This window comes from Xenorhabdus miraniensis, from assembly GCF_002632615.1.
The window spans coordinates 328,450-351,244 of sequence record NZ_NITZ01000002.1; the positions used below are offsets into that span (position 1 = coordinate 328,450).

General features: G+C 45.5%; 17 protein-coding genes. 11 read left to right on the forward strand and 6 right to left on the reverse strand.

Translation table 11 applies throughout. The annotated features are described in order from the left end of the window. Positions 1 to 193: 193 nt before the first annotated feature. Genes fdnG through fdoI form a run of 3 tightly spaced genes read left to right on the forward strand, consistent with a single transcriptional unit; the run spans position 194 to position 4,809 of the window. On the forward strand, positions 194 to 3,241 hold the full coding sequence (fdnG, locus tag Xmir_RS03375; RefSeq protein ID WP_145956861.1) for a formate dehydrogenase-N subunit alpha: 3,048 nt from the start codon (positions 194 to 196) through the stop codon (positions 3,239 to 3,241). A gap of 12 nt (positions 3,242 to 3,253) precedes the next feature. Continuing rightward, entirely contained in the window at positions 3,254 to 4,171 is a 918-nt protein-coding gene (gene fdxH, locus Xmir_RS03380) for a formate dehydrogenase subunit beta (protein ID WP_099113026.1), read from the forward strand. Next, complete coding sequence (gene fdoI / locus Xmir_RS03385; RefSeq protein WP_099113027.1) at positions 4,168 to 4,809, forward strand: formate dehydrogenase cytochrome b556 subunit; 642 nt, start codon at positions 4,168 to 4,170, stop codon at positions 4,807 to 4,809. Before fdxH ends, fdoI begins: the two co-directional genes overlap by 4 nt. Positions 4,810 to 4,893: 84 nt before the next feature. Here fdoI and Xmir_RS03390 read toward each other — a convergent pair whose 3' ends face one another. The 3 genes from Xmir_RS03390 to Xmir_RS03405 form a co-directional block, all read right to left on the reverse strand. Next, a complete protein-coding gene (locus tag Xmir_RS03390; protein WP_099113028.1) occupies positions 4,894 to 5,175 on the reverse strand; it encodes a helix-turn-helix domain-containing protein in 282 nt (93 codons plus the stop codon). Further along, the gene (locus tag Xmir_RS03395; RefSeq protein ID WP_099113029.1) at positions 5,172 to 5,486 is read right to left on the reverse strand and encodes a type II toxin-antitoxin system RelE/ParE family toxin; all 315 of its coding nucleotides are present in this window, start codon (positions 5,484 to 5,486) and stop codon (positions 5,172 to 5,174) included. The genes Xmir_RS03390 and Xmir_RS03395 overlap by 4 nt, the downstream gene beginning before the upstream one ends. 377 nt (positions 5,487 to 5,863) lie before the next feature. Then, the gene (locus Xmir_RS03405; RefSeq protein ID WP_099113030.1) at positions 5,864 to 7,936 is read right to left on the reverse strand and encodes a plasmid pRiA4b ORF-3 family protein; all 2,073 of its coding nucleotides are present in this window, start codon (positions 7,934 to 7,936) and stop codon (positions 5,864 to 5,866) included. Positions 7,937 to 8,159: 223 nt separating this feature from the next. Between Xmir_RS03405 and fdhE the strand changes: the two genes are divergently transcribed. The 4 genes from fdhE to Xmir_RS03425 all read left to right on the forward strand — a co-directional run bounded on the left by fdhE (position 8,160) and on the right by Xmir_RS03425 (position 14,293). Beyond that, entirely contained in the window at positions 8,160 to 9,092 is a 933-nt protein-coding gene (gene fdhE, locus Xmir_RS03410) for a formate dehydrogenase accessory protein FdhE (RefSeq protein WP_099113031.1), read from the forward strand. Positions 9,093 to 9,127: 35 nt separating this feature from the next. Next, positions 9,128 to 10,519 carry an L-seryl-tRNA(Sec) selenium transferase gene (selA, locus tag Xmir_RS03415; RefSeq protein ID WP_099113032.1) on the forward strand — a complete coding sequence of 464 codons (1,392 nt, stop codon included), beginning with the start codon at positions 9,128 to 9,130 and terminating at the stop codon, positions 10,517 to 10,519. A gap of 42 nt (positions 10,520 to 10,561) precedes the next feature. Next, positions 10,562 to 12,475: a selenocysteine-specific translation elongation factor gene (selB, locus tag Xmir_RS03420; protein ID WP_099113033.1), complete on the forward strand. Its 1,914-nt coding sequence runs from the start codon at positions 10,562 to 10,564 to the stop codon at positions 12,473 to 12,475. Positions 12,476 to 12,643: 168 nt separating this feature from the next. Further along, positions 12,644 to 14,293: an LTA synthase family protein gene (locus Xmir_RS03425; RefSeq protein ID WP_099113034.1), complete on the forward strand. Its 1,650-nt coding sequence runs from the start codon at positions 12,644 to 12,646 to the stop codon at positions 14,291 to 14,293. An 86-nt stretch (positions 14,294 to 14,379) separates the two neighbouring features. Here the strand turns inward: Xmir_RS03425 and Xmir_RS03430 are convergent, their stop codons facing one another. Next, positions 14,380 to 15,138 (reverse strand): hypothetical protein, encoded by a 759-nt coding sequence (locus Xmir_RS03430; protein WP_099113035.1) that lies wholly within the window; start codon positions 15,136 to 15,138, stop codon positions 14,380 to 14,382. A 385-nt stretch (positions 15,139 to 15,523) separates the two neighbouring features. Further along, a complete protein-coding gene (locus tag Xmir_RS03435) occupies positions 15,524 to 16,291 on the reverse strand; it encodes a GntR family transcriptional regulator (RefSeq protein ID WP_099113036.1) in 768 nt (255 codons plus the stop codon). Between the two features lie 614 nt (positions 16,292 to 16,905). On the opposite strand from Xmir_RS03435, the gene Xmir_RS03440 reads away from it, so the two are divergent. Next, entirely contained in the window at positions 16,906 to 18,306 is a 1,401-nt protein-coding gene (locus tag Xmir_RS03440) for a purine-cytosine permease family protein (RefSeq protein ID WP_099113037.1), read from the forward strand. After that, the gene (locus Xmir_RS03445) at positions 18,303 to 19,226 is read left to right on the forward strand and encodes a PfkB family carbohydrate kinase (protein ID WP_099113038.1); all 924 of its coding nucleotides are present in this window, start codon (positions 18,303 to 18,305) and stop codon (positions 19,224 to 19,226) included. The genes Xmir_RS03440 and Xmir_RS03445 overlap by 4 nt, the downstream gene beginning before the upstream one ends. 63 nt (positions 19,227 to 19,289) lie before the next feature. Here the strand turns inward: Xmir_RS03445 and Xmir_RS03450 are convergent, their stop codons facing one another. Beyond that, complete coding sequence (locus Xmir_RS03450) at positions 19,290 to 19,946, reverse strand: helix-turn-helix transcriptional regulator (RefSeq protein ID WP_099113039.1); 657 nt, start codon at positions 19,944 to 19,946, stop codon at positions 19,290 to 19,292. Between the two features lie 94 nt (positions 19,947 to 20,040). Between Xmir_RS03450 and Xmir_RS03455 the strand changes: the two genes are divergently transcribed. Continuing rightward, a complete protein-coding gene (locus Xmir_RS03455) occupies positions 20,041 to 21,453 on the forward strand; it encodes an MFS transporter (RefSeq protein ID WP_099113040.1) in 1,413 nt (470 codons plus the stop codon). A gap of 114 nt (positions 21,454 to 21,567) precedes the next feature. Next, on the forward strand, positions 21,568 to 22,596 hold the full coding sequence (locus Xmir_RS03460) for a TPM domain-containing protein (RefSeq protein ID WP_099113041.1): 1,029 nt from the start codon (positions 21,568 to 21,570) through the stop codon (positions 22,594 to 22,596). Positions 22,597 to 22,795: the final 199 nt, after the last annotated feature.

Below are 22,795 nucleotides of genomic sequence, written 5' to 3' on the forward strand. Positions count from 1 at the left end.
TAGACGGTATCCAAAATCAAAAAAAACATTCATCAAGTTATTATTCAGGTGATGTTTTGTTATTCAATGTAGTCTGGCAATGTAGTCTGGCAATGTAGTCTGGTTACTCAATAATATATTGATAAAAAGCGAGCGCCCCCGCGGGATCCCCGTGATGGGGGTGTTAATGAGCAATGTGAGTGAGGAGATCCCCATGCAAGTCAGCAGAAGGCAGTTCTTTAAGATCTGCGCTGGCGGTATGGCGGGTACGACGGCAGCCGCGCTGGGGTTTGCCCCGACCGCCGCGATTGCACAAACACGTAACTACAAATTGCTGCGTGCGCGTGAAACCCGAAATACCTGCACATACTGTTCTGTCGGCTGTGGATTATTGATGTACAGCCTTGGTGATGGCGCCAAAAATGCCAAATCCACTATTTTTCATATCGAAGGGGACCCGGATCACCCTGTAAACCGCGGTGCCTTGTGCCCTAAAGGGGCTGGATTGGTTGATTTTATCCACAGCAAAAATCGCCTGCACTATCCGGAATATCGCGCCCCCGGCTCCAATCAATGGCAACGCATAAGCTGGAATGAAGCCTTCGATCGTATTGCGAGATTGATGAAACAAGATCGCGATGCCAATTTCATCAAAACCAACCAAGATGGCGTTACGGTTAACCGTTGGCTGACAACGGGCATGTTGTGTGCTTCCGCAGCCAGTAATGAAACGGGTTTTTTATCGCAAAAATTTAGTCGCGCTCTCGGCATGCTTGCCGTAGACAATCAGGCGCGTGTCTGACACGGACCAACGGTAGCAAGTCTTGCTCCAACATTTGGTCGCGGTGCGATGACCAACCACTGGGTGGATATTAAGAACGCGAACCTGATTGTCGTGATGGGCGGGAATGCCGCTGAGGCACATCCTGTGGGTTTCCGTTGGGCGATGGAAGCCAAAATTCATAACAATGCCAGGCTGATTGTTATCGATCCACGTTTTACCCGTACGGCATCCGTGGCGGATTTTTACACGCCTATTCGTTCCGGTACGGATATTGTCTTCCTGTCAGGTGTGATTTTATACCTGATGACCAATGAAAAGATTAATCGTGAATATGTCGAGGCTTACACCAATGCCAGCCTGATTGTGCGAGAGGATTTTTCGTTCGATGATGGTTTGTTCAGCGGCTATGATGCGGAAAATCGCAGGTATGACAAAACGACATGGAATTACGAACTGGATGAGAATGGTTTTGCCAAACGTGACAAAACCCTGTCCCATCCCCGTTGTGTCTGGAATTTGCTGAAATCTCACGTCAGCCGTTATACGCCGGATGTTGTGACTGATATTTGTGGTACGCCGAAGGAAGATTTTCTCAGGGTGTGTGAATATCTGGCAGAAACCAGTGCGAAAGACAAAACCACTTCTTTCCTGTACGCACTGGGCTGGACGCAACACTCCATTGGCGCACAGAACATTCGTACCATGGCCATGATCCAATTGTTGCTCGGCAATATGGGAATGGCGGGCGGCGGTATTAATGCACTGCGTGGTCACTCCAATATTCAGGGCCTGACGGATTTGGGGCTGCTGTCGCAGAGCCTGCCGGGTTATCTCTCCCTGCCATCGGAGAAACAGGCCGACCTGCAAACTTATTTGCAGGCCAGTACCCCAAAATCCACTGTTCCGGGACAGGTCAATTATTGGGGAAATTATCCGAAGTTCTTTGTCAGCCTGATGAAGAGCTTCTATGGCGATAATGCCCGTAAAGAGAATGACTGGGGCTTTGATCTGCTGCCGAAGTGGGATAAGCCTTACGATGTCCTGCAATATTTCGAAATGATGTCGAAAGGGGAAGTGAACGGTTATATCTGTCAGGGATTCAACCCCATCGCATCATTCCCGAACAAGAACAAAGTGGTTGCTGCGTTGTCGAAACTGAAGTTTTTGATCACGGTTGATCCGCTCAGTACCGAAACGTCTTCATTCTGGCAAAATCATGGTGAGTTTAACGATGTTGATCCTTCTGCCATTCAGACCGAAGTGTTCCGCCTGCCATGCTGCTGTTTTGCCGAAGAGAATGGCTCAATAGTCAATTCAGCCCGCTGGCTGCAATGGCACTGGAAAGGGGCGGATGCACCGGGTGAAGCCATTGGGGATGGTGAAATTCTGTCAGGTATCTTCAAGCGCCTGCGCGATTTGTACCGCGAAGAAGGCGGTGCTGCACCAGAGCAAGTCTTGAGTATGACATGGGATTATCTCGACCCTGACAATCCAACCCCGGAAGAAATAGCGCAGGAAAATAACGGTCGTGCTCTGGTTGATTTGCTGGATGACAACGGCAATGTGCTGGTGAAAAAAGGTCAGCAATTGTCATCGTTCGCGCAATTGCGTGATGACGGCACAACCGCCAGTGGTTGCTGGATATTCGCCGGAAGCTGGACACCGGAAGGCAACCAGATGGCCCGCCGTGATAACGCAGATCCGTCCGGCATCGGTAATACGCTGGGGTGGGCATGGGCGTGGCCTCTGAACCGTCGGATCCTGTATAACCGTGCATCAGCCGATCCACAGGGCAAGCCGTGGGACCCGAAACGTCAATTGATTGCCTGGAACGGTGATAAATGGGCGGGTGTAGATATCCCGGACTACAGCAACGCGGCTCCCGGTACGGATGTCGGGCCGTTTATCATGCAGCCCGAAGGCATGGGACGCCTGTTTGCCATCGACAAAATGGCTGAAGGCCCCTTCCCTGAACATTATGAGCCGTTCGAAACGCCGCTGGGAACTAACCCGCTGCATCCGAATGTGGTTTCCAATCCGGCTGCCCGCGTATTCAAGAGTGATTTTGAAGCGATGGGTAAGGCCGATAAATTCCCTTATGTGGGAACCACTTATCGACTGACCGAACATTTCCACTTCTGGACAAAACATGCGTTGTTAAATGCTATTGCCCAGCCAGAGCAGTTTGTGGAAATTGGTGAGCGGTTGGCGGCAGAGAAAGGCATCAAGCAGGGTGATACTGTCAGAGTTAGCTCCAAACGTGGTTATATCAAAGCCAAGGCGGTGGTGACAAAGCGTATTCGTACCTTGAATGTTCATGGCCGTGAAGTAGATACCATCGGTATCCCGATTCACTGGGGTTTTGAAGGCGCGGCGAAGAAAGGTTTCCTTGCGAATACCCTGACGCCGTTTGTCGGTGATGCCAATACGCAGACACCGGAATTCAAGGCATTTCTGGTTAATGTGGAAAAGGTGTAGGGGAGAAAAATCATGTCATTGCAATCTCAAGACATTATTCGTCGCTCTGCCACCAATTCACTGACTCCCGCACCTCATGTGCGGGAGCACCAGCAAGAAGTGGCAAAGTTGATCGACGTGACGACCTGCATCGGCTGTAAAGCGTGTCAGGTGGCGTGTTCAGAATGGAACGACATTCGTGATGAAGTTGGGCATAACGTCGGTGTTTATGATAATCCAGCCGATCTGACGGCGAAGTCATGGACAGTGATGCGATTTTCCGAAGTGGAGGAGAATGGCAGACTGGAATGGTTGATCCGTAAAGATGGCTGTATGCACTGTGCTGATCCGGGTTGTCTGAAAGCCTGTCCGGCAGAAGGGGCGATTATTCAGTATGCCAATGGTATTGTTGATTTTCAGTCAGAGCACTGCATTGGTTGCGGCTATTGCATTGCGGGCTGTCCTTTCAATGTACCGCGCATCAACAAAGAGGATAATCGCGCTTACAAATGTACCCTGTGTGTTGACCGTGTTGGTGTGGGGCAGGAGCCTGCTTGTGTGAAGACCTGTCCGACCGGCGCGATTCATTTCGGCAGTAAGCAGGATATGAAAGCGCTGGCAGCGGAGAGGGTTGAGGAGCTTAAGGGGCGCGGTTATGAAAATGCCGGGTTGTACGATCCCGAAGGTGTGGGGGGAACACATGTGATGTATGTTCTGCACCATGCCAATAAACCTCAGCTTTATCACGGCCTGCCGGATAACCCGACCATCAGCCCGACGGTCACATTCTGGAAAGGTGTCTGGAAGCCATTGGCGGCAATCGGTTTTGCCGCGACCTTTGCGGCTTCCATTTTCCATTACGTCGGCATTGGCCCGAACCGTGTCTCTAAAGAAGAGGAAGAGAGCGCACTCAAGGATGTTGATTCCAGCGATCAGGAGGTGAAGAAATGAAAAAGCGTAACGATATCATTATTCGTCATTCTCCGGTTGAGCGGGTCAATCATTGGGCAGTGGTGATCTGCTTTTTGTTCACCGCTATCAGTGGATTGGGTTTTTTCTTTCCTTCCCTGAACTGGATGATGAATATCTTTGGTACACCACAGCTATCACGGATACTGCACCCGTTTGCGGGTTCGATAATGTTCTTCCTGTTTATCTTTATGTTTTTCAGATACTTCAAACATAACCTGATCGACAGGGATGACATTGAATGGGCGAAGAATGTCCATAAAGTGCTGCGTAATGAAGAAGCGGGGGATATCGGGCAGTATAACCTCGGTCAGAAAGGCATTTACTGGTCGGTAAGTGTTTGTCTGTTTTTCTTGTTGGTCAGCGGCATTATTATCTGGCGTCCTTATTTTGCCGAATATTTCTCGATTCCATTGATCAGAATTGCCTTGCTGGTGCACTCACTGTCAGCGATCGGCCTGATTCTGACCATTATTGTCCACGCTTATGCGGCGTTTTGGGTGAAAGGCTCAGTACGGGCGATGGTGGAAGGCTGGGTCACACGTGGCTGGGCGAAAAAACATCATCCCCGCTGGTATCGTGAGATCGTGAAGCAAGAGCAACAGAAGGAAAAAGAGTAAATTTGAGGCAGGGTATTTTGGTGTACCCTGCTTTTTTCTTGCATATTGAAAATGAAGTGAGACTGAGGCCGCACCCATTTCTTATCAATAACTCATTTTAATATCGATATTGGCACCGCAGGCCCTGGCATAGCGGGAGAGCGTTTTCATGCTGGCCCCCATTGGGTTACCTTCAAGCCTCGTAATGGCAGATGGAGAAACTCCCAATCTATTAGCCAATTCTGATTTAGATAACCCAGCATGTTCACGCATTTGGTATAGTAGCTCAATAATACCTAATTCTTTATCTGCATCGTTGTATGCTTGGATGGCCTCTGGTGTATTTAACATCTCTGCTTTCAGTTGGTCAAATTCAATACCTTTCATTCGTTAAGCTCCTTCAGCCGTTTTCTGGCGAGTTCTATCGCACCAGTAGGGGTTTTTTGCGTTTTTTTCACAAACGCATGCAGTAGGTAAATTTTCTGGCCTATTTCAAATGCGTATAGCGTTCTGGTAATGTTTTTATCTCCTATTCTTAATTCAAACAGACCACCACCAATAACTCTGCTATGTGGCATTTTTAGCTGATTACCGTTCGTTCGTAGACGCTCTATTAATTTGAACATCCGACCTCGTAGTTCGTCCGGTAACTGTTTTAATTCTAACAGTGCGTCTGGGTGAGTTATCACATTGAACATTTTAGCTCCTCCTGGCGAAAAATACACCTAAAAGGAAAAATTAACTCAATAAGAAAATTTCCCCAAAAAGAGAAAAATATTAACTTTTGGTTATTAGCAGAATTGTAATGAAAATAGACAATTAGCATTGGGTGCGTCTCTCTGTCGTGCCTCAATTGATGAGTTAAGACGTGATTTGGGCTGGTAAGTAATGTTGACGCTCGTTTACTAAAGTCGGTTTGAAAAGGATGCTAAGAAATATGCCAACAATAAGAAAGCGCAAGAGATTATTCTAGAGACTTTTGCGCTTTTACAGACCTGTCAGACATTACCGCCAAAATATAAAGAGCACCAAGCTGATTTATTCAAGTAGCTGATGCTCCATAAATAAGGAAAAATCATTCACTGAATAATTTTTTGAGCCTCTGATTAGCCTGCTCCTTATCAAAAGGCTCAAGCTCTTCACTTGGAGATAATCCCGCCCAATCCAATTGCTCCGCTTCGTCTTCAGTCAGAACTTTCTTTTTCCTTAATTTGAGTAAATGGTTCCAACTAAAAATACCGCCAGAATCTTCAGCCGGACACATACCCTTGCCTGCCGTAACTATAGGCAGGGTAATATCTTTTTGCAGTACTTTCTCGACTATCGCCAAATGGAACCAATCATCGCCAAAGTCATATTGGTAGCTGAGATAATCGTCGATATCATTCAGAAATACTCCGATACGTACTTGGTCATAATGCTCTTCTGGAATTTCTATTCCCATAATATCAAAACGGAACAGGTGGGCATTCTCCCATCCCATGGCATTTTGTATCACATCATGAAATTCACTCAGTGTGAGTTGGTTGCTGACTTGAATCCGGCGCCATACCGCAGGGCTTGCATCAAGTAAGCTGACTTTGATGACTAATCCTTGTAGTGGCAACTCGGCATCGATAAGGTTCATCGCGCTGGTAAAGTACTCAAAACTGAACTCTGATAAGGTATCAAATAGTGCAAATTTTTTGCGATTCAAAGTGGGATCGCTGAGTGTATGGGCCAAGTCTAAATAATCATTCGTCAGACGTTGCGCTTGTGGCGGCAGTTTATACCGTTCGACTGCGGCCGAGTAAGTCAGGCGTTCAGTAAACAGCTCCCGGTTTGCATAGTAATAGCGCTTCAATAAATCCTTAGGTGTTTTCGCTTCCAATATATATTCTTCTGGTGCCAGCCAACTCATAATTAATGGCGAATACCCCGTCATAAGGCTGAGGCGATTGCGTTCCTGGCGTTGCCGATTGGCTTGATAGCCCAGTTTTTGGCTCCAGTATTCAAAATCAAACGCTTCTGGTTGTGTCCACTCGAAAGGGAGTTGCGATAACCAATAAAGTGAGTAGAGATCAAGTGGCGTGTTTTTGTTCGACTGTACTGAAAGGATCCACGGTAAAACTTGTTGCAGCCAGTCTGGAGAAACCGATGTAAAGTCTACATGAGGGTCTAATTGTGCGATCAGCTCAGTGAGGGATTGTTCAGGATCAAGATTCAGTAAGGTTTCCCGAATGCCCGATTTGAAATCCAGCATCATGTTTAACTGATATACCTGATTATCCAGTGTCACTTTTGTCATCATACTGGCGCAATCATTGCCATCAACATGGGAGGCGTATAATTCATGTATTTCTGCTGTCTTCCGGGCCTTATTGTGTGCCAGTGCGCGTTTTTTCCAGCGCTTAAAACAGTGTTTAATAGAGGGATGGCGATTGAATCGTGCACACAGGTTTAAAAGTTGCAAGTAGGATAAATTTGTCCATGCCGAGGAAGGGCAATTATCCAACACTTGTGCACTGGCAAGGGCAACGGGCTCTTCAAAGTACTGAGTCAGTAAAAGCAGAGCATCTATGCCCCATGGACAGTGAGCCACTTCCGACAGTAAATAAGGTAAGGTTTCAGCAGGTACTACAGAAAAGCCGGTTTCGAAAAACTCAATGAATTCAATGCCAGATTGGATCTCAAATTGATCAAATAGTTGGCTTAATCTGGGCTGTTTCTGGGGAAAAGCCGCGATATTGGTGCTATCTGCATATTCTGGAGCATCCAGCAAATAAGTGATGTCAGTATTGATGTGAAACTGATGTCTCTTCAATATTGATAAACAAAGCAGCACACACTCACTGTTGATCTCGTCGCTTTCTTTGGCATAAGCCAGAATGTATTCAATAGTCTCTTCAAATTGTTGTCTTGCTTCTGCTGGTAACTTGTTCGTCGTTAACGCAAGTTCTGCGATGGCAACTTCAACCCAACTGCTAATGCTGTCCCCCATCTCGGTCATCGTTTCTTTGGGCAGGGCTAATACCAGACTTATCAGCAGGAATACGTTTTCTGGATTGGTAAACCAATCCATCTGCTTTTGGGTTAAATTTCTCTGTTTCTCAGGTAATTGGGCATATTTTTCTATTGCCGCCCGTAATTTTTCAGGTGTTAGTTTCATAATCAATCTCTTCAATTTATTGATAGGCCAACCCAGAAGAGTGTTAATGATTATGCAGATAAATCCACCCTTCCCCCCTTTTTATAGCACTGATAGTCTAACCTGAATTGTTACGGTGATGTCAGTAAACTTGCATGGTAATACCCGTTGTTTGGTAAGGTAATGTTTGGCAAGGTAAGATGGTTGGATACTTACGTATAAACATAATGGGAAGGTGAAGGTAATGAGTATTCGCATTGTTCCTAAAGAGCAGTTAGGCAAAGAGCGCTTAAATGAAAGAGGTGCTGGTTTTATTCCTCCCTTGCTGTTTGCCAATCTGAAAAATCTGTATCAACGTCGTGCCGAACGTTTGAGAACGTTGGCGACAGAAAACAATCCATTTTCAAACTACCTAAATTTTGTTGCTGAAATCGTACAGGCCCAGCAAAAAGCCCTGTATGACAATCCGCTGGATGTGGCGTTGGATGAAATTATCGGTCATTCCCGACAAGAGAATGGCATCCCGCTAGATTGTAAAACCCTGCCCCGTACTCAGCACTGGCAAAATATCCTGCATTCCCTGATAGCAGAATTGTTGCCCACCGTGCCAGAACATGTAAAACCTGCCATCGAAAATCTGGTAAAAAACTCAGAACAAGAGCTGGAAGAGATGGCAAGTGCGCTGCTTAACAGAGAATTCAGCAAAGTCAGTGCCGATCAGGCGGTGTTTATCTGGGCGGCATTGTCTGTTTATTGGGCTCAAATGGCCAGCCTGATCCCCGGCAAAGCGCGGGCGGAATATGGTGAACACCGACAGTTTTGTCCGGTTTGCGGCAGTATGCCCGTTGTCAGTATGGTGCAAATCGGCGCAAGCCAAGGCTTGCGCTATTTGCATTGTCATTTATGTGAAAGCGAGTGGCATGTTGTGCGAATCAAATGTAGCAATTGTGAGCAGACTCGTGATCTGAATTATTGGTCATTGGATAGTGAACAAGCAGCAGTCAAGGCGGAAAGTTGTGGTGATTGCGGCAGTTACCTGAAAATTCTTTATCAGGAAAAAGATCCCAATGTAGATGCCGTGGCGGATGATCTGGCATCGCTGATTTTGGATGCCAAAATGGAAGAGGAAGGTTTTGCCCGTAGCAGCCTGAACCCTTTTCTATTGCCCAATGAATAAGTGTTCCCAATGAATAAATGGTGATGGATAAAACGATGACACAAGCAATAAACTCACTGTACCGTCAATTACCCGCTATTGATCGATTGCTGCGGGAGCCAGAAATCATCTCGTTGACAGCGCATCATGGGCAGACGCGAGTGGTAGATATATTGCGGGAAATGCAGGAGCAGGCGCGGTTCAATATTCGGGAACATCAAATCTTGCCGGAATGGAGTGATAATTGGGCCATACCATTACGCCAAAGATTGGAACAGGATCAGATGTCAGCGTTGAAACCCGTGCTTAACTTGAGTGGCACGGTGCTTCACACCAATTTGGGGCGGGCATTGCTGGCAGAGTCAGCGATTGAGGCAGTGACACAGGTGATGCGTTCGCCGGTTACGTTGGAATATTCCCTTGATGGTGCCGCTCGTGGGCATCGTGATCGCGCGCTGGCTGATCTACTGTGTACCCTGACGGGGGCAGAAGATGCCTGTATCGTCAACAATAACGCTGCTGCGGTTTTGCTGGTATTGGCAACTGTGGCGCAGGGAAAAGAGGTTGTCGTTTCCCGTGGCGAGCTGGTGGAAATTGGCGGTGCATTTCGTGTTCCCGATGTGATGGTGCAAGCGGGTTGTCGTTTGGTCGAAGTGGGGACGACTAACCGAACGCACTTGAAAGATTATCAGCAGGCAATTAACCCCGAAACGGGTTTATTGATGAAAGTGCATACCAGCAATTACAGCATTGAAGGTTTTACTGCCGAAGTATCGGGTGAAGAACTGGCGAAGCTGGGTATCGCATCTCAAATTCCAACTGCCATCGATCTCGGTAGTGGTTCCATGACAGACATGGCGCAATATGGTTTGCCGGCGGAACCGATGCCACAGGATTATCTGAGCCGCGGCATCGATCTTGTCACTTTCTCCGGTGATAAATTGTTGGGTGGCCCGCAAGCCGGAATAATTGTCGGTAAGAAACCGTGGATTGATGCCATTCAACGCCATCCCCTGAAACGTGCATTGCGGGCAGATAAAATGACACTGGCTGCATTGGAAGCCACATTGCGTCTTTATCAACATCCTGAGCAGCTTCGTCAAACGTTACCGACACTGCGTTTACTGACTCGTCCGCAAGATGAAATCCATGATATGGCGCAACAGTTACTGCCCAACATTCAGGCATACTACAGCGACAAATTCATTGTTCGCGATGAACCTTGCTATTCCCAGATTGGCAGTGGTTCCTTACCTGTGGATCGCTTGCCCAGTTGGGCGCTGACTTTTACTGCGATTGATGGGCGTGGCAGTACATTGGAGAAATTGGCTCATCAATGGCGTAATTTGAACAAGCCCGTGATTGGGCGTCTGTATGATGGGCGGTTATGGCTGGATTTGCGTTGCCTTGAAGATGGAAATGCGTTATTTCAGGCATTATTTTCATAAAAATTCCTCAGAATCGTTGTTATAGGTATAGGATCGATGACTATGATTTTTGCCACAGCGGGACATGTTGATCACGGTAAAACGACCCTGATTCGTGCAATCACAGGCGTTGATACGACCCATTTACCGGAAGAGAAAAAACGGGGCATGACTATCGATCTCGGTTATGCCTATTGGCCACAGCCAGATGGCTCTTCGGTAGGTTTTGTCGATGTACCGGGGCATGAAAAATTCCTGTCTAACATGCTGGCGGGAATGGGGGGCATTGATCATGTTCTGTTGGTTGTCGCCTGTGATGACGGAGTCATGGCGCAAACTCAGGAGCATCTGGCGATCCTGCGTTTAATCGGGCGGCCTGATATCACGGTTGTACTGACCAAAGCCGATAGTGTCGAACAGGCAAGGATCGAGGAAGTCCGGCAGCAGGTGAGACAGTTATTGGCATCACAAGGCTGGCAATCAGTGCCTCTGTTTGTGACGACGGCAACAACGTGTGATGGCATTGCCCCGCTGAGAGAACACTTACTGTCTGTCCATCAAAATCGCCATTCTTCCCTTCTTCAAAACCCGCAGCAGGAAAAACTGAATCAACGTTTTCGGTTGGCAATCGATCGGGTCTTTACGGTTAAAGGTGCGGGATTGGTGGTCACAGGAACGGCATTGGCGGGGAGTATTCATGTCGGTGATACGTTATGGCTGACGGGTTGTGACCAAGTTGTCCGGGTTCGTGGCTTACATGCCCAGAATCAACCTGCCCAGGTTGCGCAGGCAGGCCAGCGTATTGCATTGAATATTGTCGGTGATATCAGAAAAGAGCACATTTCCCGTGGTGATTGGCTATTAGCGCAAAAGCCATTTTCTCAAAAAATCTGGGCATCACAAAAGTCATTGTCCGCGTCTGAAAAAGTGCTGGTGGAAATTGAAGCGGATGTACCACTGCAAAATTGGCAATCTCTCCATATCCATCATGCCGCCAGCCATATCACCGGAAGAATTTCATTGCTGAACTCGCTGGCTGATACGCCGGTATTGGCTGAATTGGTGTTGGATCGCCCTTTGTGGTTAGTTGAAAATGATCTCCTGATATTGCGTGATATCAGTGCCAAAAAAACGTTGGCAGGTGCAAGGGTCATTAACCTGAATTCTCCGCGCAGGGGAAAACGCCAGCCTGCATTCCTGAATTGGCTATCACAATTGGCCCGGGCTGTCAGTCATGCAGAGCATCTCATGCTGCATTTACCGAATGGCGCACTGTCTCTTAGCCATTTTGCCTGGGCGCGTCAGTTGACAAGAAGCCAGATCAATAGCCTATTGGCAGAAGCAAAGGTCGTTATTGCGGATGATTGGGCATTATCGCAGCATAATGCGGCGTTAGCGGAGCAAAAGTTATTGCAGGTTTTGGCGGAATATCACGAAAAGCACCCCGATCAACCGGGCTTGGGTAAAGCCCGCCTGAAACGGATGGCGCTGCCAACATTGGATGAAACGCTGGTTTATACCTTGATCAATCGCTTACTTGAGCGGAAAGCGCTAAAGCAAACGCATGGCGGGCTGCATTTGCCTGAACATGGGTTGGCGTTTACCACAGAACAGGCAAATTTGTGGTCAAAAGCAGAATCGCATTTCAAGGAGGAAGCGTGGTGGATACGCGATTTGGCAACTGAAATGGGGGAAGAGGAAGAAACCATACGCCGCCTTTTGCGTACTGCCGCACAATTGGGGCTTGTTATTGCTATCGTACCCGACCGTTATTATCACCGTCGGTATATCCAGCAATTTGCTGATTTGATCCGTCAATATGATCAGGCTAATGGAGGTATTACCGCGATAGATTTTCGCAATGAGTTAGGTATCGGCCGGAAATTAGCGATCCAAATTCTTGAGTACTTTGACCGCACAGGTTTTACCCGCAGGAAAGCAAACTTGCACGTTTTACGGGATGAGGACGTTTTTTAGCTGCTTGTCATAAAATATCTATTTCACAAAATGGCCGTTGAACTCCTTTGAATCTTCGTTGTCTTCATTGAGCGAATTTTCTGCATTTTATTTACGGCATATTTGAAAACCTATGCTATTTTCAGCGAGTGATGTCAAAATGAACTCATGTGTGGAATCCAATAGAGTATGAAGAAAAAGATAATCTCGAAGATTTATCTTGGATTGCTGTTGATTGCTTCCTTGATATTAGTGTTTGAAAAGGGCGGAGATATTTATCCTGCACTGGTGTCTGTCGGCGTATTTAGCATCATCTTTGGTCTGGTTTTCTTAGTTTCAGCGCGTTGGTTATTTTCGGCGGTGTTAACGGGAACCTTATTTATTATCCTCAAGTTCCTCAATCAGATAAAAGTCCACTACTACAAAGAACAACTGATGTTTTCCGATTTGAATGTCATGCTGGACCCCTCAAATCAGGAAACCTTGCGCCATTATTGGCTGGCGGGTATTGCGGTAGTGGCGATGGTTATTTGGTTGATATTCAATATGATACTGAGCTGGAAAGCGGCTTCTCCTGTACGAGGTATCAAATGGCGCTTTGCCAGTATCGTTTTGATGGCCGCCAGTATTTGGGGTATCAATTTAACGGTCAAAGCCTATTACGCTCAATGGCAGAATGAATTGCCGAAAGGGCGGGGAACGATGACTAATATGGTGATGTCGGCCATGGATGCCGAATATCAGCCACCGAAGTTTGGCACATCTGCTGATTATTTCTTGCAACAGGCGAAAAAAGTGATCCTGCCTGAACCACAGTCAGCCGTGAAACCTGATGTGGTTGTTTTACTGCAAGAATCCACCGTTAATCCCCATCTTTACCAATTACCCGCTAAGGTTAAGTTGCCAGATTTGTATATGTTCCAGCGCGATGCGGGTGTCAGCGCCCAAGGCCCGCTAAGGGTACAAACTTTTGGTGGCGGAACATGGTTATCTGAATTCTCTGTTTTAACGGGATTGAATACGGATGATTTCGGCTCACGCAAAAATGCCGTGTTTTACTTTGTTGTCGATCATCTGCAAAACAGTTTATTCCGTGCGATGAAAGACAATGGTTATTACACCGTTGTGCTGACGCCATTTAATAAATCTGCTTATCATGCAGGGCACGCTTACAAGACATTAGGCGTTGACCGGGTGATCCAGCCACAAGAGTTAGGCTATCCCGCCAGTATGGGTGAAAACCTATGGACGATTTCGACACAGGATATGTTGTCTTATGTGAAAACTATTTTGGCTCAGGAAACCGATAAGCCAATTTTTATCTTCTCTCTGACAATGTTTGAACATGGCCCTTATGATGAGAACCATCATGATGACTATGGTTTGACTGGCAGTGTTGAACATTCGACAGCAGTAGGCAAATTTAGTCATTACATGGAAAAAATTATCGCCTCCGATCCGGCCATCAAGGATTTCAGTGAATTTGTTGCCAAGCGCGATAAGCCCACGGTTTTCCTCTATTTTGGCGATCATCAACCGAACATCCATTTTGATCATTATCACTCTTCACTACCTGATCCCGCGCATATTACCCAATTTACCTTACGGGATAATTTAAAACAGGGAACTTCAATCACGACGGGTAAACTGACGGATATTTCTTTCCTGGGTGGAATGATACTGGAGCGGGCCCGCTTGGTTGCGCCGCCATTTTATCAGGCCAATATGACCATGCGTCATTTGTGTGATGGTGCTTTGGATGATTGTCAGGACAACGCGTTGGTAGAGAGTTATAAGCACTATATTTACCAGCAGTTGAATTCGGCAAGTAAGGAGTAACCGCGTTTTTACTTTCTTCTTCTGTAGTTGCTTCCTCATTATACTATTCCTTCTGTCAGCGATTCAGACTGGCAGAAGGAATATGTTTATAGATATATGGCGACGATATGGGCGCTGGTTGTAAATCCAGATAATTTTTGCGGCGGAATGATTTCTGCCCTGCACCCCATTAACTCAGCAAGATGCTTAATATCCTCATAAGAGTGGATTATTTCTCGGGACTCATATAAATGAGTTTCACCATTAATAATCACTTTTACTGTCATTATGGCTTCCCAGGCGGTGTCGCTCCATTCAGGCGGCGTGATTGGCCAATAGCTTTCCACCTTGCCCAGCTCAGTGTCACTGATAACACGTGTTTCTTCATGTTTTTCGATAATGGCAGTGAATGTGCTGGGTTTATGTACCTGAATGAAAAGTATGCCGTTTTTATGGGAGTGACGTTGGCACCATTTTAATAACCATTGAATGGATTCTTTTGTAAAGTAACCAACAGAATATCTGAGCAAAGTGAAAATATTAAATTTCAAATCAGGAGGAATAATCGGCTCATCAGAAGGTAAACTCGAAACAAAGTAGTTTTCTTCGCGTTGTATACCTTTTGCGACGGAATAGGATTTCATTCCTTCAGAACCATCAAGTGAATAAGCTTTACACCCTAATTGATTAAATGTCAGTGAATGTCTTGCTGGCCCGGCGAGTAATTCTAATGTGGTTATTTCATGGGGATCGCTGGGAGATGAGAGATCAAGAAGGGAGCGGCATTCTGCCAGAAATTCTCTTTGGGTTGAAAATGCGTCGTATAACTCAGGATGTTTTGAATATAATTGGCTAATATCGTTCATAAATAATCCCTTGAGTAAAAGGTGATATGGCCCTTATCGTTTCTTGCACTGCTTTGTCTGCTGTTTTTATTTCTCCCTAATGATTTGAAATCGATTGGTTATAGAAGTGCTTTGATTTTAATGTTTTGTTTTTATTGATTATTTTGTTTGTGCCGGCCGATTTCTATTAAGGATTTTCTCTTATAAATACTAAAGTAATATTTTTATGATTTAATAGTATGTTGATCCTTTTTTATTCGGTAAAGGTTATTTTTTAACAAAAAAGTAATATTTTTAATGATAAGAATATAAGTTAGGTTAAAAAATGATGTATAGAAGAGGGATTAAATATCCCCCAAAAAAAGGGGAAATAACCTTGATGAACGATAATATATATTAATGATTTTTATGGTTTATAGTTGATGTCAATATTCTGAGGAGAATTGAAATCCAACCCATAAATATCACCACGACACAAAATTTCACTGAATTCAATGACATCATTTTGGCTATTCAGGCTGATTTGGTGAATTTGCAGCAGTGGTGAGTTTTCGGCGATATTGAGCAATATGGCAAGCTCTGCATGGCAGGCAATGGCCTTGATTTTATGATGCACGTTGGTGAGGTGAATATTTTGTTGTTCCCAATGAGCATACAGGGAACCTTCCAATAATTCTGGGTGAGGCAGGTAGGCTTGGGGAATGTAGGTATTCTCAAGGGAAACCGGAGTGCCGTTAGCAAGGCGGATGCGGCGCAGTTTGGCAATATACTCGCCCGTGTTAATCGATAATTTTTTCGCTATATCTTCCGGCGCGGGGATAATCTTTCTTGATAACCAATAATTGGATACCGTTCCTCCCTCTTTAATGATTTGGGAAGTAAAGCCAACCGCCTGATTGAGAGAAGAATTCCCCGGTTTTGCAACCTGAGTACCAATTCCTTGCTGGCGTATGATCACCCCTTTTTCTTCCAGAAGCTGCATTGCCTTACTGACAGTGACTCGGGATATATTGAGCCGTTCTGCTAATCGGCGTTCGGGGGGTAAAAACTCATCTACAGCCAATAATTGTTTTTCAATCGCCATTTCGATGGCTTTTTGCAATTGTATATAACGAGGGCTATTGCTTTTCTTTTCAAGTTGTTCGTGTATCCAGTCAACAAAGTGATTCAGCATATTTTTTAACCCCAGTTATTTGATGGCGTAAGTGTACATTAGCCTGTACAGCAAGGTATAGAGTGTATTGGAATTAGATTGGCATCACATAATGACAAAATTGGACTTTCATTGGCCTTCACGGCCCGATAAAGTATAAGTCTTGCTTATATAAGAAGCCGGGAGTTTTTCTGAAACTACCCGGCCTATTTGCAAGAAATGTATATCCAGTATGTTTCGGGTTACATCCCACAAAGCTGTAGCTCGAAAGACGATGGGTATATAGGAACGTTATGTGTTCTTCAATCTCAGGGCCGATGTCATACATCGGCCCTAGGGGAGCGTGGTGGAAGGTGTCCTGCTGCCATGTTGTGTATGAAGAGACAGAGATTTGATTGGCGCTTTCTTTTGGTTAATCAAATCGAAACGTTGCGCTCTGGTCATGGCGTCATTTTTTGTGGTACTCCGGTCATGCGTGTAAATATTTGCGCCAACCTAGGGAAAGAGAACCATTGAAGCCATGCCCGGAGCCATTTTTCAGGACGATATCCGGTATCTTCATATTCCCTGCTGAGATAATGGTATAAGGTTAGTAACGTCAACTCAGATAGGGTTTTTCAGTGATGGAAAACATAATGAGTACACAGCAAGATAGTCATCGGTTTTGGAAGGTAGAACGCACAGGTATAAATATTGTTCCTCCTTCAGAACGTACAGGTACACCTCTGGATCTGTTTTGGGTCTGGTCAGCCGCCAATATTGGCATTCTCGGCATTGTTTACGGTGCCATCATTGTTTCCTTTAAGCTCTCTTTCCTGCAATCCGTACTCGCGGCGCTGCTTGGTCTCTCCAGTTTTGCACTGGTTGGTTACCTCAGTTTCAGCGGTAAAGTGGGAAGAACCACAACCCTCACCCTTTCCCGCACTATTTTTGGCATCAAGGGAAATATTGCCCCGACGGTGATCTTCTGGTTCATCTCCATGGGGTGGGAATCCATCAATATCGTCACCGGCACTTTGACACTTTCCGCTTTATTTCAGGCCTGCGGGCTCCCCGAAAGTCCATTTTTGACGGTGGTTAGCATGGTCTTATTTGCTGGTCTGTCAATTGGTGTCACTTTGCTGGGAAAAGAGATGGTCATTGCTTTGCAGCGGTGGGTTATCCAGATTTTTGGTGTAATGACACTGGTTGTGGTGTTCTATATTTTGTTTACAACAAAATGGGAAGCGGTATTGACCATGCCATCGGGCAGTTGGTTAACCGGGTTCCTGCCAGCCGTTTCTGTTGTTGCTGCCGGGAGTGGCATTGCATGGGCTGCAACGAGCGCTGATTATAGTCGCTATCAGCATGAAAACGCCTCCAAAGTAAAAATTTTCACAGCGGTAACCGCGGGCGGAATGATCCCTCTGGTACTGCTCTTGTTTGCGGGAATTTTGCTTTCCGTCCAATTACCTGACCTGCCCAAATCCGAGAATCCTATTGCTCACATTGGTTCTATTTTGCCGGATTGGATGTTGATCCCTTACTTAATGACAGCAATCGCAGGCATAGTCATCATGGCAGTGATGAGCCTCTATTCTGCCAGCTTGAATTTGTTGACATTGGGGATAAAAGTTAAGCGGGTTCATGCGGTTGCCATTGATTCGATGATTGTGCTGAGTGTCGCGATTTATACCCTTTTTGTTACCGGTGACTTTATGGGGCCATTTATCGCATTTCTGATATTCTGCGGCGTGTTTTTAGTCTCGTGGGAAGCGATATTCCTGCTTGATTATATTGTCATCAGTCGTAATCAGGGTTATTGCACGGACAAATTGTTTAATTACATTGGCCCGAATGGCGGCATTAAATGGATCCCCATATTGTGCTGGCTATTGGGGGCATTGGCTGGTTTTCTGGTGACGCAAAATGATTTCATCAGTGGCCCGTGGGCAGTGGGAATTTTCGCGAATTCCAGCCTTGGTCTATTCTTGTCATTTTTCGTCAGTTTTATCTGTTATGGTCTGTATTTAATGCTGAATAGGTATAAAAAATGAAGGAGCCTTTACTGCCTGTGGTGGTGGTGGGATCAGCGACAGGGGATATTGTTCTCAGATTGCCTGAATTACCCCATGATAGTGAATATTGGGAAGCTGAGGAAATTGATCGGCAAGTCGGTGGCTGTGCATTCAATGTTGCACGTGCACTGTGTCGTCTTCAATCCCCGGTTATTAATGGCATATTTGTTGGTAATGGCATCTGGGGGGAATGTGTTACCGCAGAAATGGAAAAACTTGGGCTAAAAGTCACATTACGCCATCCAACAAAAGACAATAGTTGGTGTTTCGCCATGATGAAACCTGATGGTAAGCGTACTTATGTCTCAGTTCCCGGTTGTGACGATAATTGGAATAGAGAAATATTGGAGACTATCCCGCTCCCGGAACAGGGATATGTCTACACCAGCGGCTATGAATTGGCAAACCCAACAGCGGATGAATTGCGTGAATGGTTGTTGGCTTCACCTACTGAACTGACTTTGGTACTGGATTTTGGCCCCCGCCTGATTGATATCGACCCTGAATTTATTCAATCGCTGCCCGCAGACAGAACAATACTCAGCTTGAATAAAGATGAGATTGCTTTGCTGTGTGGTATCGGGGATTCAATGATACAGGCCAGCCGCTATGCCAATGAACATGGCTTCACGATTATTGCGCGTATAGGTGCAGAGGGGGCATGGATATGCCAGCCAGATCGTGATCCTGAATACGTGCCTGCTTACAAGGTCAAAGTTGAGGATAGGATTGGAGCCGGTGATGCACATTGTGGCGGTATGCTGGCGGGGTTGTCTCAGGGAATGCCATTACGGGATGCGGTCGATCTGGGAAACCGGGTTGCCGCCGTCGTTGTCAGTCGTCCGGGTGCCAATGGTGCGCCAACTAAGAGCGAACTGGCAGATTTTATCTTCGGCTGAATCATCTGAAAAATTAAGCAACAAAAAAACCTACCCAAATGATGTTGAGTAGGTTTTTTTGGACTAGATTAATGGGGTGATAAGATAAGTGCAGCGCCGATCGCCGCTGAGAATATATTCGGTTCTTTCCACATTGGCTTGCAGAATTTCCCGGAATAGCTTCAGCTCTGCCCGACAAAATCCCTGACATGTTTTGGCCGCCGCACAGATGGGGCAATGATTTTCAAAAAACAGAATAGCGCCATTTTCTTCGACAGAATAATGAGCCATATAACCTTCCTGGCAGCGTATGGCTACCAGACGCTCAACTTTTTCCTGCAACCCTGCTACCTCTTCCATTGCCTTTTTATAGTTGGAAAAAGCCTCTTTTTCGCGGGCTCTGATCACTAAATCAATGGCTGTTTCGCCCAATTGACTGCGAATAATCGTAATCAGATGAGCTGTAAGCTCTGCATGGGTATCGGGAAATCGGGCATGGCCTTTCTCAGTAAGATGCCAAAGCTGAACAGGACGCCCAACTCCCCTTGCCTCGGATCTTGCTTCAACCAGTCCTTCTTTAGCCAGTTTCACAAATTGTTGACGGGCGGCTTCTCCAGTTGTTCCCAATATCTTGCCGGCATCAGAGGCTTGTAAGGCACCTTGAGTTTTAAGAAGCATTAATAACTTCTCACTCACAGTTTGCCCCTCAATTATTTTATTTTCCAAGTCAGAGGTTGACATATTGTTGATCCCGACATTAATTTATTCCAAGATTTATCTTGTTTAATTTAACGTAAGATTTTTCACAACTCAACCTGTGTTCAGGATAACAATCATGATAATGACTGAGGAAAGCCGCTGGAGGGATCTGTTTTCCAGCAAAAATGCGCCTAGTACCATGGCACTTTCACTGGGTGTAGGGTTAATGGCAACCAATACTTTAATCGCGATTACTATTTTGCCTTCTGTCGTCAAAGATATTGGCGGATTGAACCTTTATGCCTGGAATACGACATTATTTGTTGTGGCATCCATTATTGGTTCTGTTCTTTCCGCGAGAGTACTCAGTGCATCAGGCGCAAGAAATGCTTATTTGGTTGCGAGTTTGGTTTTTTTCACCGGCAGTTTATTCTGCACTTTAGCACCCACAATGGAAATCATGCTGGTTGGAAGAACCATTCAGGGATTAGGGGGTGGGTTTTTATTTGCACTTTCCTACTTGATGGTTAATCTGGTGTTTGAACAATCACTCTGGCCCCGGGCTATGGCATTGATTTCAGGGGTGTGGGGCGTGGCAACCTTAATCGGGCCGGCTGTGGGTGGCATTTTCGCTGAAATGAACGTGTGGCGTTATGCGTTTGGCATTATGTTACCCATTACCTTACTGTATGCTTTGTTCACTTATCAGATTTTGCCCAAAAAACGGGTACAGGATACAACCAAAACGGCATTGCCGATTGTGCAGCTTATTCTGTTATCCGCTTCCGTACTCGCTGTTTCCTCAGGAAGTTTGTCACAAGATGTGCGTATCAATATTATCGGCATAGTGACGGCGGTGGTATTGGTATCTTTATTGATTGCCCATGAACGCAGAACTTCAGCGAGATTATTGCCCGAAAATGCGTTGAGTTTGCGCTCTCCCCACTTGGTCTTATTCACCACCTTATCACTTCTGGTGATAGGTTTGGCGGGTGATGTTTTCGTTCCCTATTTTTTGCAGGTACTGCATGGGCAATCGCCTTTGGTGTCTGGTTATATGGTTGCGACCGCCGCATTGGGTTGGACGCTAGGGGAAATGCTCAGCGCTAGCTGGCATGGTGCGAGAATGCGTTTTTCAATTGTGAGTGGCCCTGTCTTCATGTTGATTGGCATGCTTCTGTTGCTTGTGATGTTGCCCTATCAATCAGCAGGTGAGTGGCAAATAATATTATCGATCATTTTGGGATTGGGGTTGTTTGGTTTTGGCGTCGGTTTTGGTTGGCCTCATCTTTTAACCCGTATTTTGCAAGTTTCCAGTGACGCTGATAAAAACATTGCGGGTTCATCCATTACTACTGTTCAGCTATTTGCCACCGCATTCGGTTCCGCACTGGCTGGGATGGTCACCAATATATTTGGATTTTATCAGCCCGGTGGCGTGGAGGGCGCGGCTTCTTCTTCCCATTGGTTATTTCTACTCTTCTCTATCGCACCAGTATTGGCATTATTGACTGCGTATAAATCAGCAAGAATTAAAGTAGGGGAATAAATTTATTATTAACGGCATTATCGAAAAAATAATGCCGTTTTTTCATGATGTGCAGAGGGAGATATTCATATAATAGTGATGATTAATTCCATAAATAAGAGATAAGGATATTTGATGTTAGTTATTTCCCCTAGGCCAAAGAATGGTTGTCGTATCCGAATGACAGAGCCGAAACGCAGTTATTTATTGATAATTAAACAATTTTTTATACTGTTTTTATTGCTCATTGGCATGAGCAACGCATCAGCCAGAGAGATAAAACAAGAAACAACAACCGTTGATATTCCTGCATTAAGCAAGCGCGTGACGGATATCTCTGAAGTCCTAACGAAAGAAGAGCGTCAGGGCCTGACCCGAAAACTGAAAAAGTTGCAATCTGAAGAAAAAGTACAGATGGCAGTCCTGATTATTCCGACGACGGGCAGTGATACTGTTGAGGAATTTGCTTCCCGTGTATTTGATAAATGGAAGTTAGGCAATAAAGAACGCAATGATGGCATCTTGTTTGTGATCGCTTCTGATGACCATAAAATGCGTATTGCAGTTGGCTCCGGTTTAGAACGTAAATTATCCGATGGCAAGGTTACACTCATTTTGTTGCAGGATGTGAAACCGGCTTTCAAAGAAGGCGCTTATTATCAGGGAATTAGCAAGGCAATTGATTCAATTGGTACGTGGCTGAAAAAATCCGAACAAGCGGAAGCACAGAAAGAAACGGCGAAGATTGTTCAGGCTTTTGAAGAAGGCGATGGCGCATTCAGCAAGATATCCGGCAAAGATATCTTTATGCTACTGGGTTTTTGGTTGGTGAGTATAATCTTACTGCCACTGAAAGTTTTTCGTACAGGGCATTGGTTTAAGCGTTTTATCAAGAGTGTTCTGACTATCGCGGTAGGAACCTATGTACTGAACTTTATTGGGTTATTTTCTTCCATTCCGGCAGAGTTTTATCTGCTCATTATCCTGTTACCCGTGATTCTGGTGTTTTTTCTGATCTCGTCCGTGATGTCATTATTGAAAAGCCTGTTCGGCAGCCTTTTTGGGGGCTTGCTTGGGGGCTGTAGTTCTGATCGTAATGATGATGATAATTTTTCCGGCGGTGGCGGCAGAAGTAGCGGTGGTGGAGCTTCAGGCGATTGGTAATTGTTTTTTGGTATTTGGGTGGGGAATTTATCCCCGCCGATATAAATTGTTTTTTAATATCAATAGATTCATTATTATTAATAATAATGAAATTGAATTATCGCCAATATTCATCACATTCGTACTAATAACGACAATAAATTGAAGAAAGAGGTATAAGAAAAACCAGTAGAAACAGATTTCCCACTGGCTTTTTAGG

Excerpts from the sequence above, each read along its gene's own strand:
- fdxH (WP_099113026.1), top strand. The coding sequence starts at position 3,254 with ATGTCATTGCAATCTCAAGACATTATTCGTCGCTCTGCCACCAATTCA.
- fdoI (WP_099113027.1), top strand. The coding sequence starts at position 4,168 with ATGAAAAAGCGTAACGATATCATTATTCGTCATTCTCCGGTTGAGCGG.
- Xmir_RS03390 (WP_099113028.1), bottom strand. The coding sequence starts at position 5,175 with ATGAAAGGTATTGAATTTGACCAACTGAAAGCAGAGATGTTAAATACA.
- Xmir_RS03395 (WP_099113029.1), bottom strand. The coding sequence starts at position 5,486 with ATGTTCAATGTGATAACTCACCCAGACGCACTGTTAGAATTAAAACAG.
- Xmir_RS03405 (WP_099113030.1), bottom strand. The coding sequence starts at position 7,936 with ATGAAACTAACACCTGAAAAATTACGGGCGGCAATAGAAAAATATGCC.
- fdhE (WP_099113031.1), top strand. The coding sequence starts at position 8,160 with ATGAGTATTCGCATTGTTCCTAAAGAGCAGTTAGGCAAAGAGCGCTTA.
- selA (WP_099113032.1), top strand. The coding sequence starts at position 9,128 with ATGACACAAGCAATAAACTCACTGTACCGTCAATTACCCGCTATTGAT.
- selB (WP_099113033.1), top strand. The coding sequence starts at position 10,562 with ATGATTTTTGCCACAGCGGGACATGTTGATCACGGTAAAACGACCCTG.
- Xmir_RS03425 (WP_099113034.1), top strand. The coding sequence starts at position 12,644 with ATGAAGAAAAAGATAATCTCGAAGATTTATCTTGGATTGCTGTTGATT.
- Xmir_RS03430 (WP_099113035.1), bottom strand. The coding sequence starts at position 15,138 with ATGAACGATATTAGCCAATTATATTCAAAACATCCTGAGTTATACGAC.
- Xmir_RS03435 (WP_099113036.1), bottom strand. The coding sequence starts at position 16,291 with ATGCTGAATCACTTTGTTGACTGGATACACGAACAACTTGAAAAGAAA.
- Xmir_RS03440 (WP_099113037.1), top strand. The coding sequence starts at position 16,906 with ATGAGTACACAGCAAGATAGTCATCGGTTTTGGAAGGTAGAACGCACA.
- Xmir_RS03445 (WP_099113038.1), top strand. The coding sequence starts at position 18,303 with ATGAAGGAGCCTTTACTGCCTGTGGTGGTGGTGGGATCAGCGACAGGG.
- Xmir_RS03450 (WP_099113039.1), bottom strand. The coding sequence starts at position 19,946 with ATGTCAACCTCTGACTTGGAAAATAAAATAATTGAGGGGCAAACTGTG.
- Xmir_RS03455 (WP_099113040.1), top strand. The coding sequence starts at position 20,041 with ATGATAATGACTGAGGAAAGCCGCTGGAGGGATCTGTTTTCCAGCAAA.
- Xmir_RS03460 (WP_099113041.1), top strand. The coding sequence starts at position 21,568 with ATGTTAGTTATTTCCCCTAGGCCAAAGAATGGTTGTCGTATCCGAATG.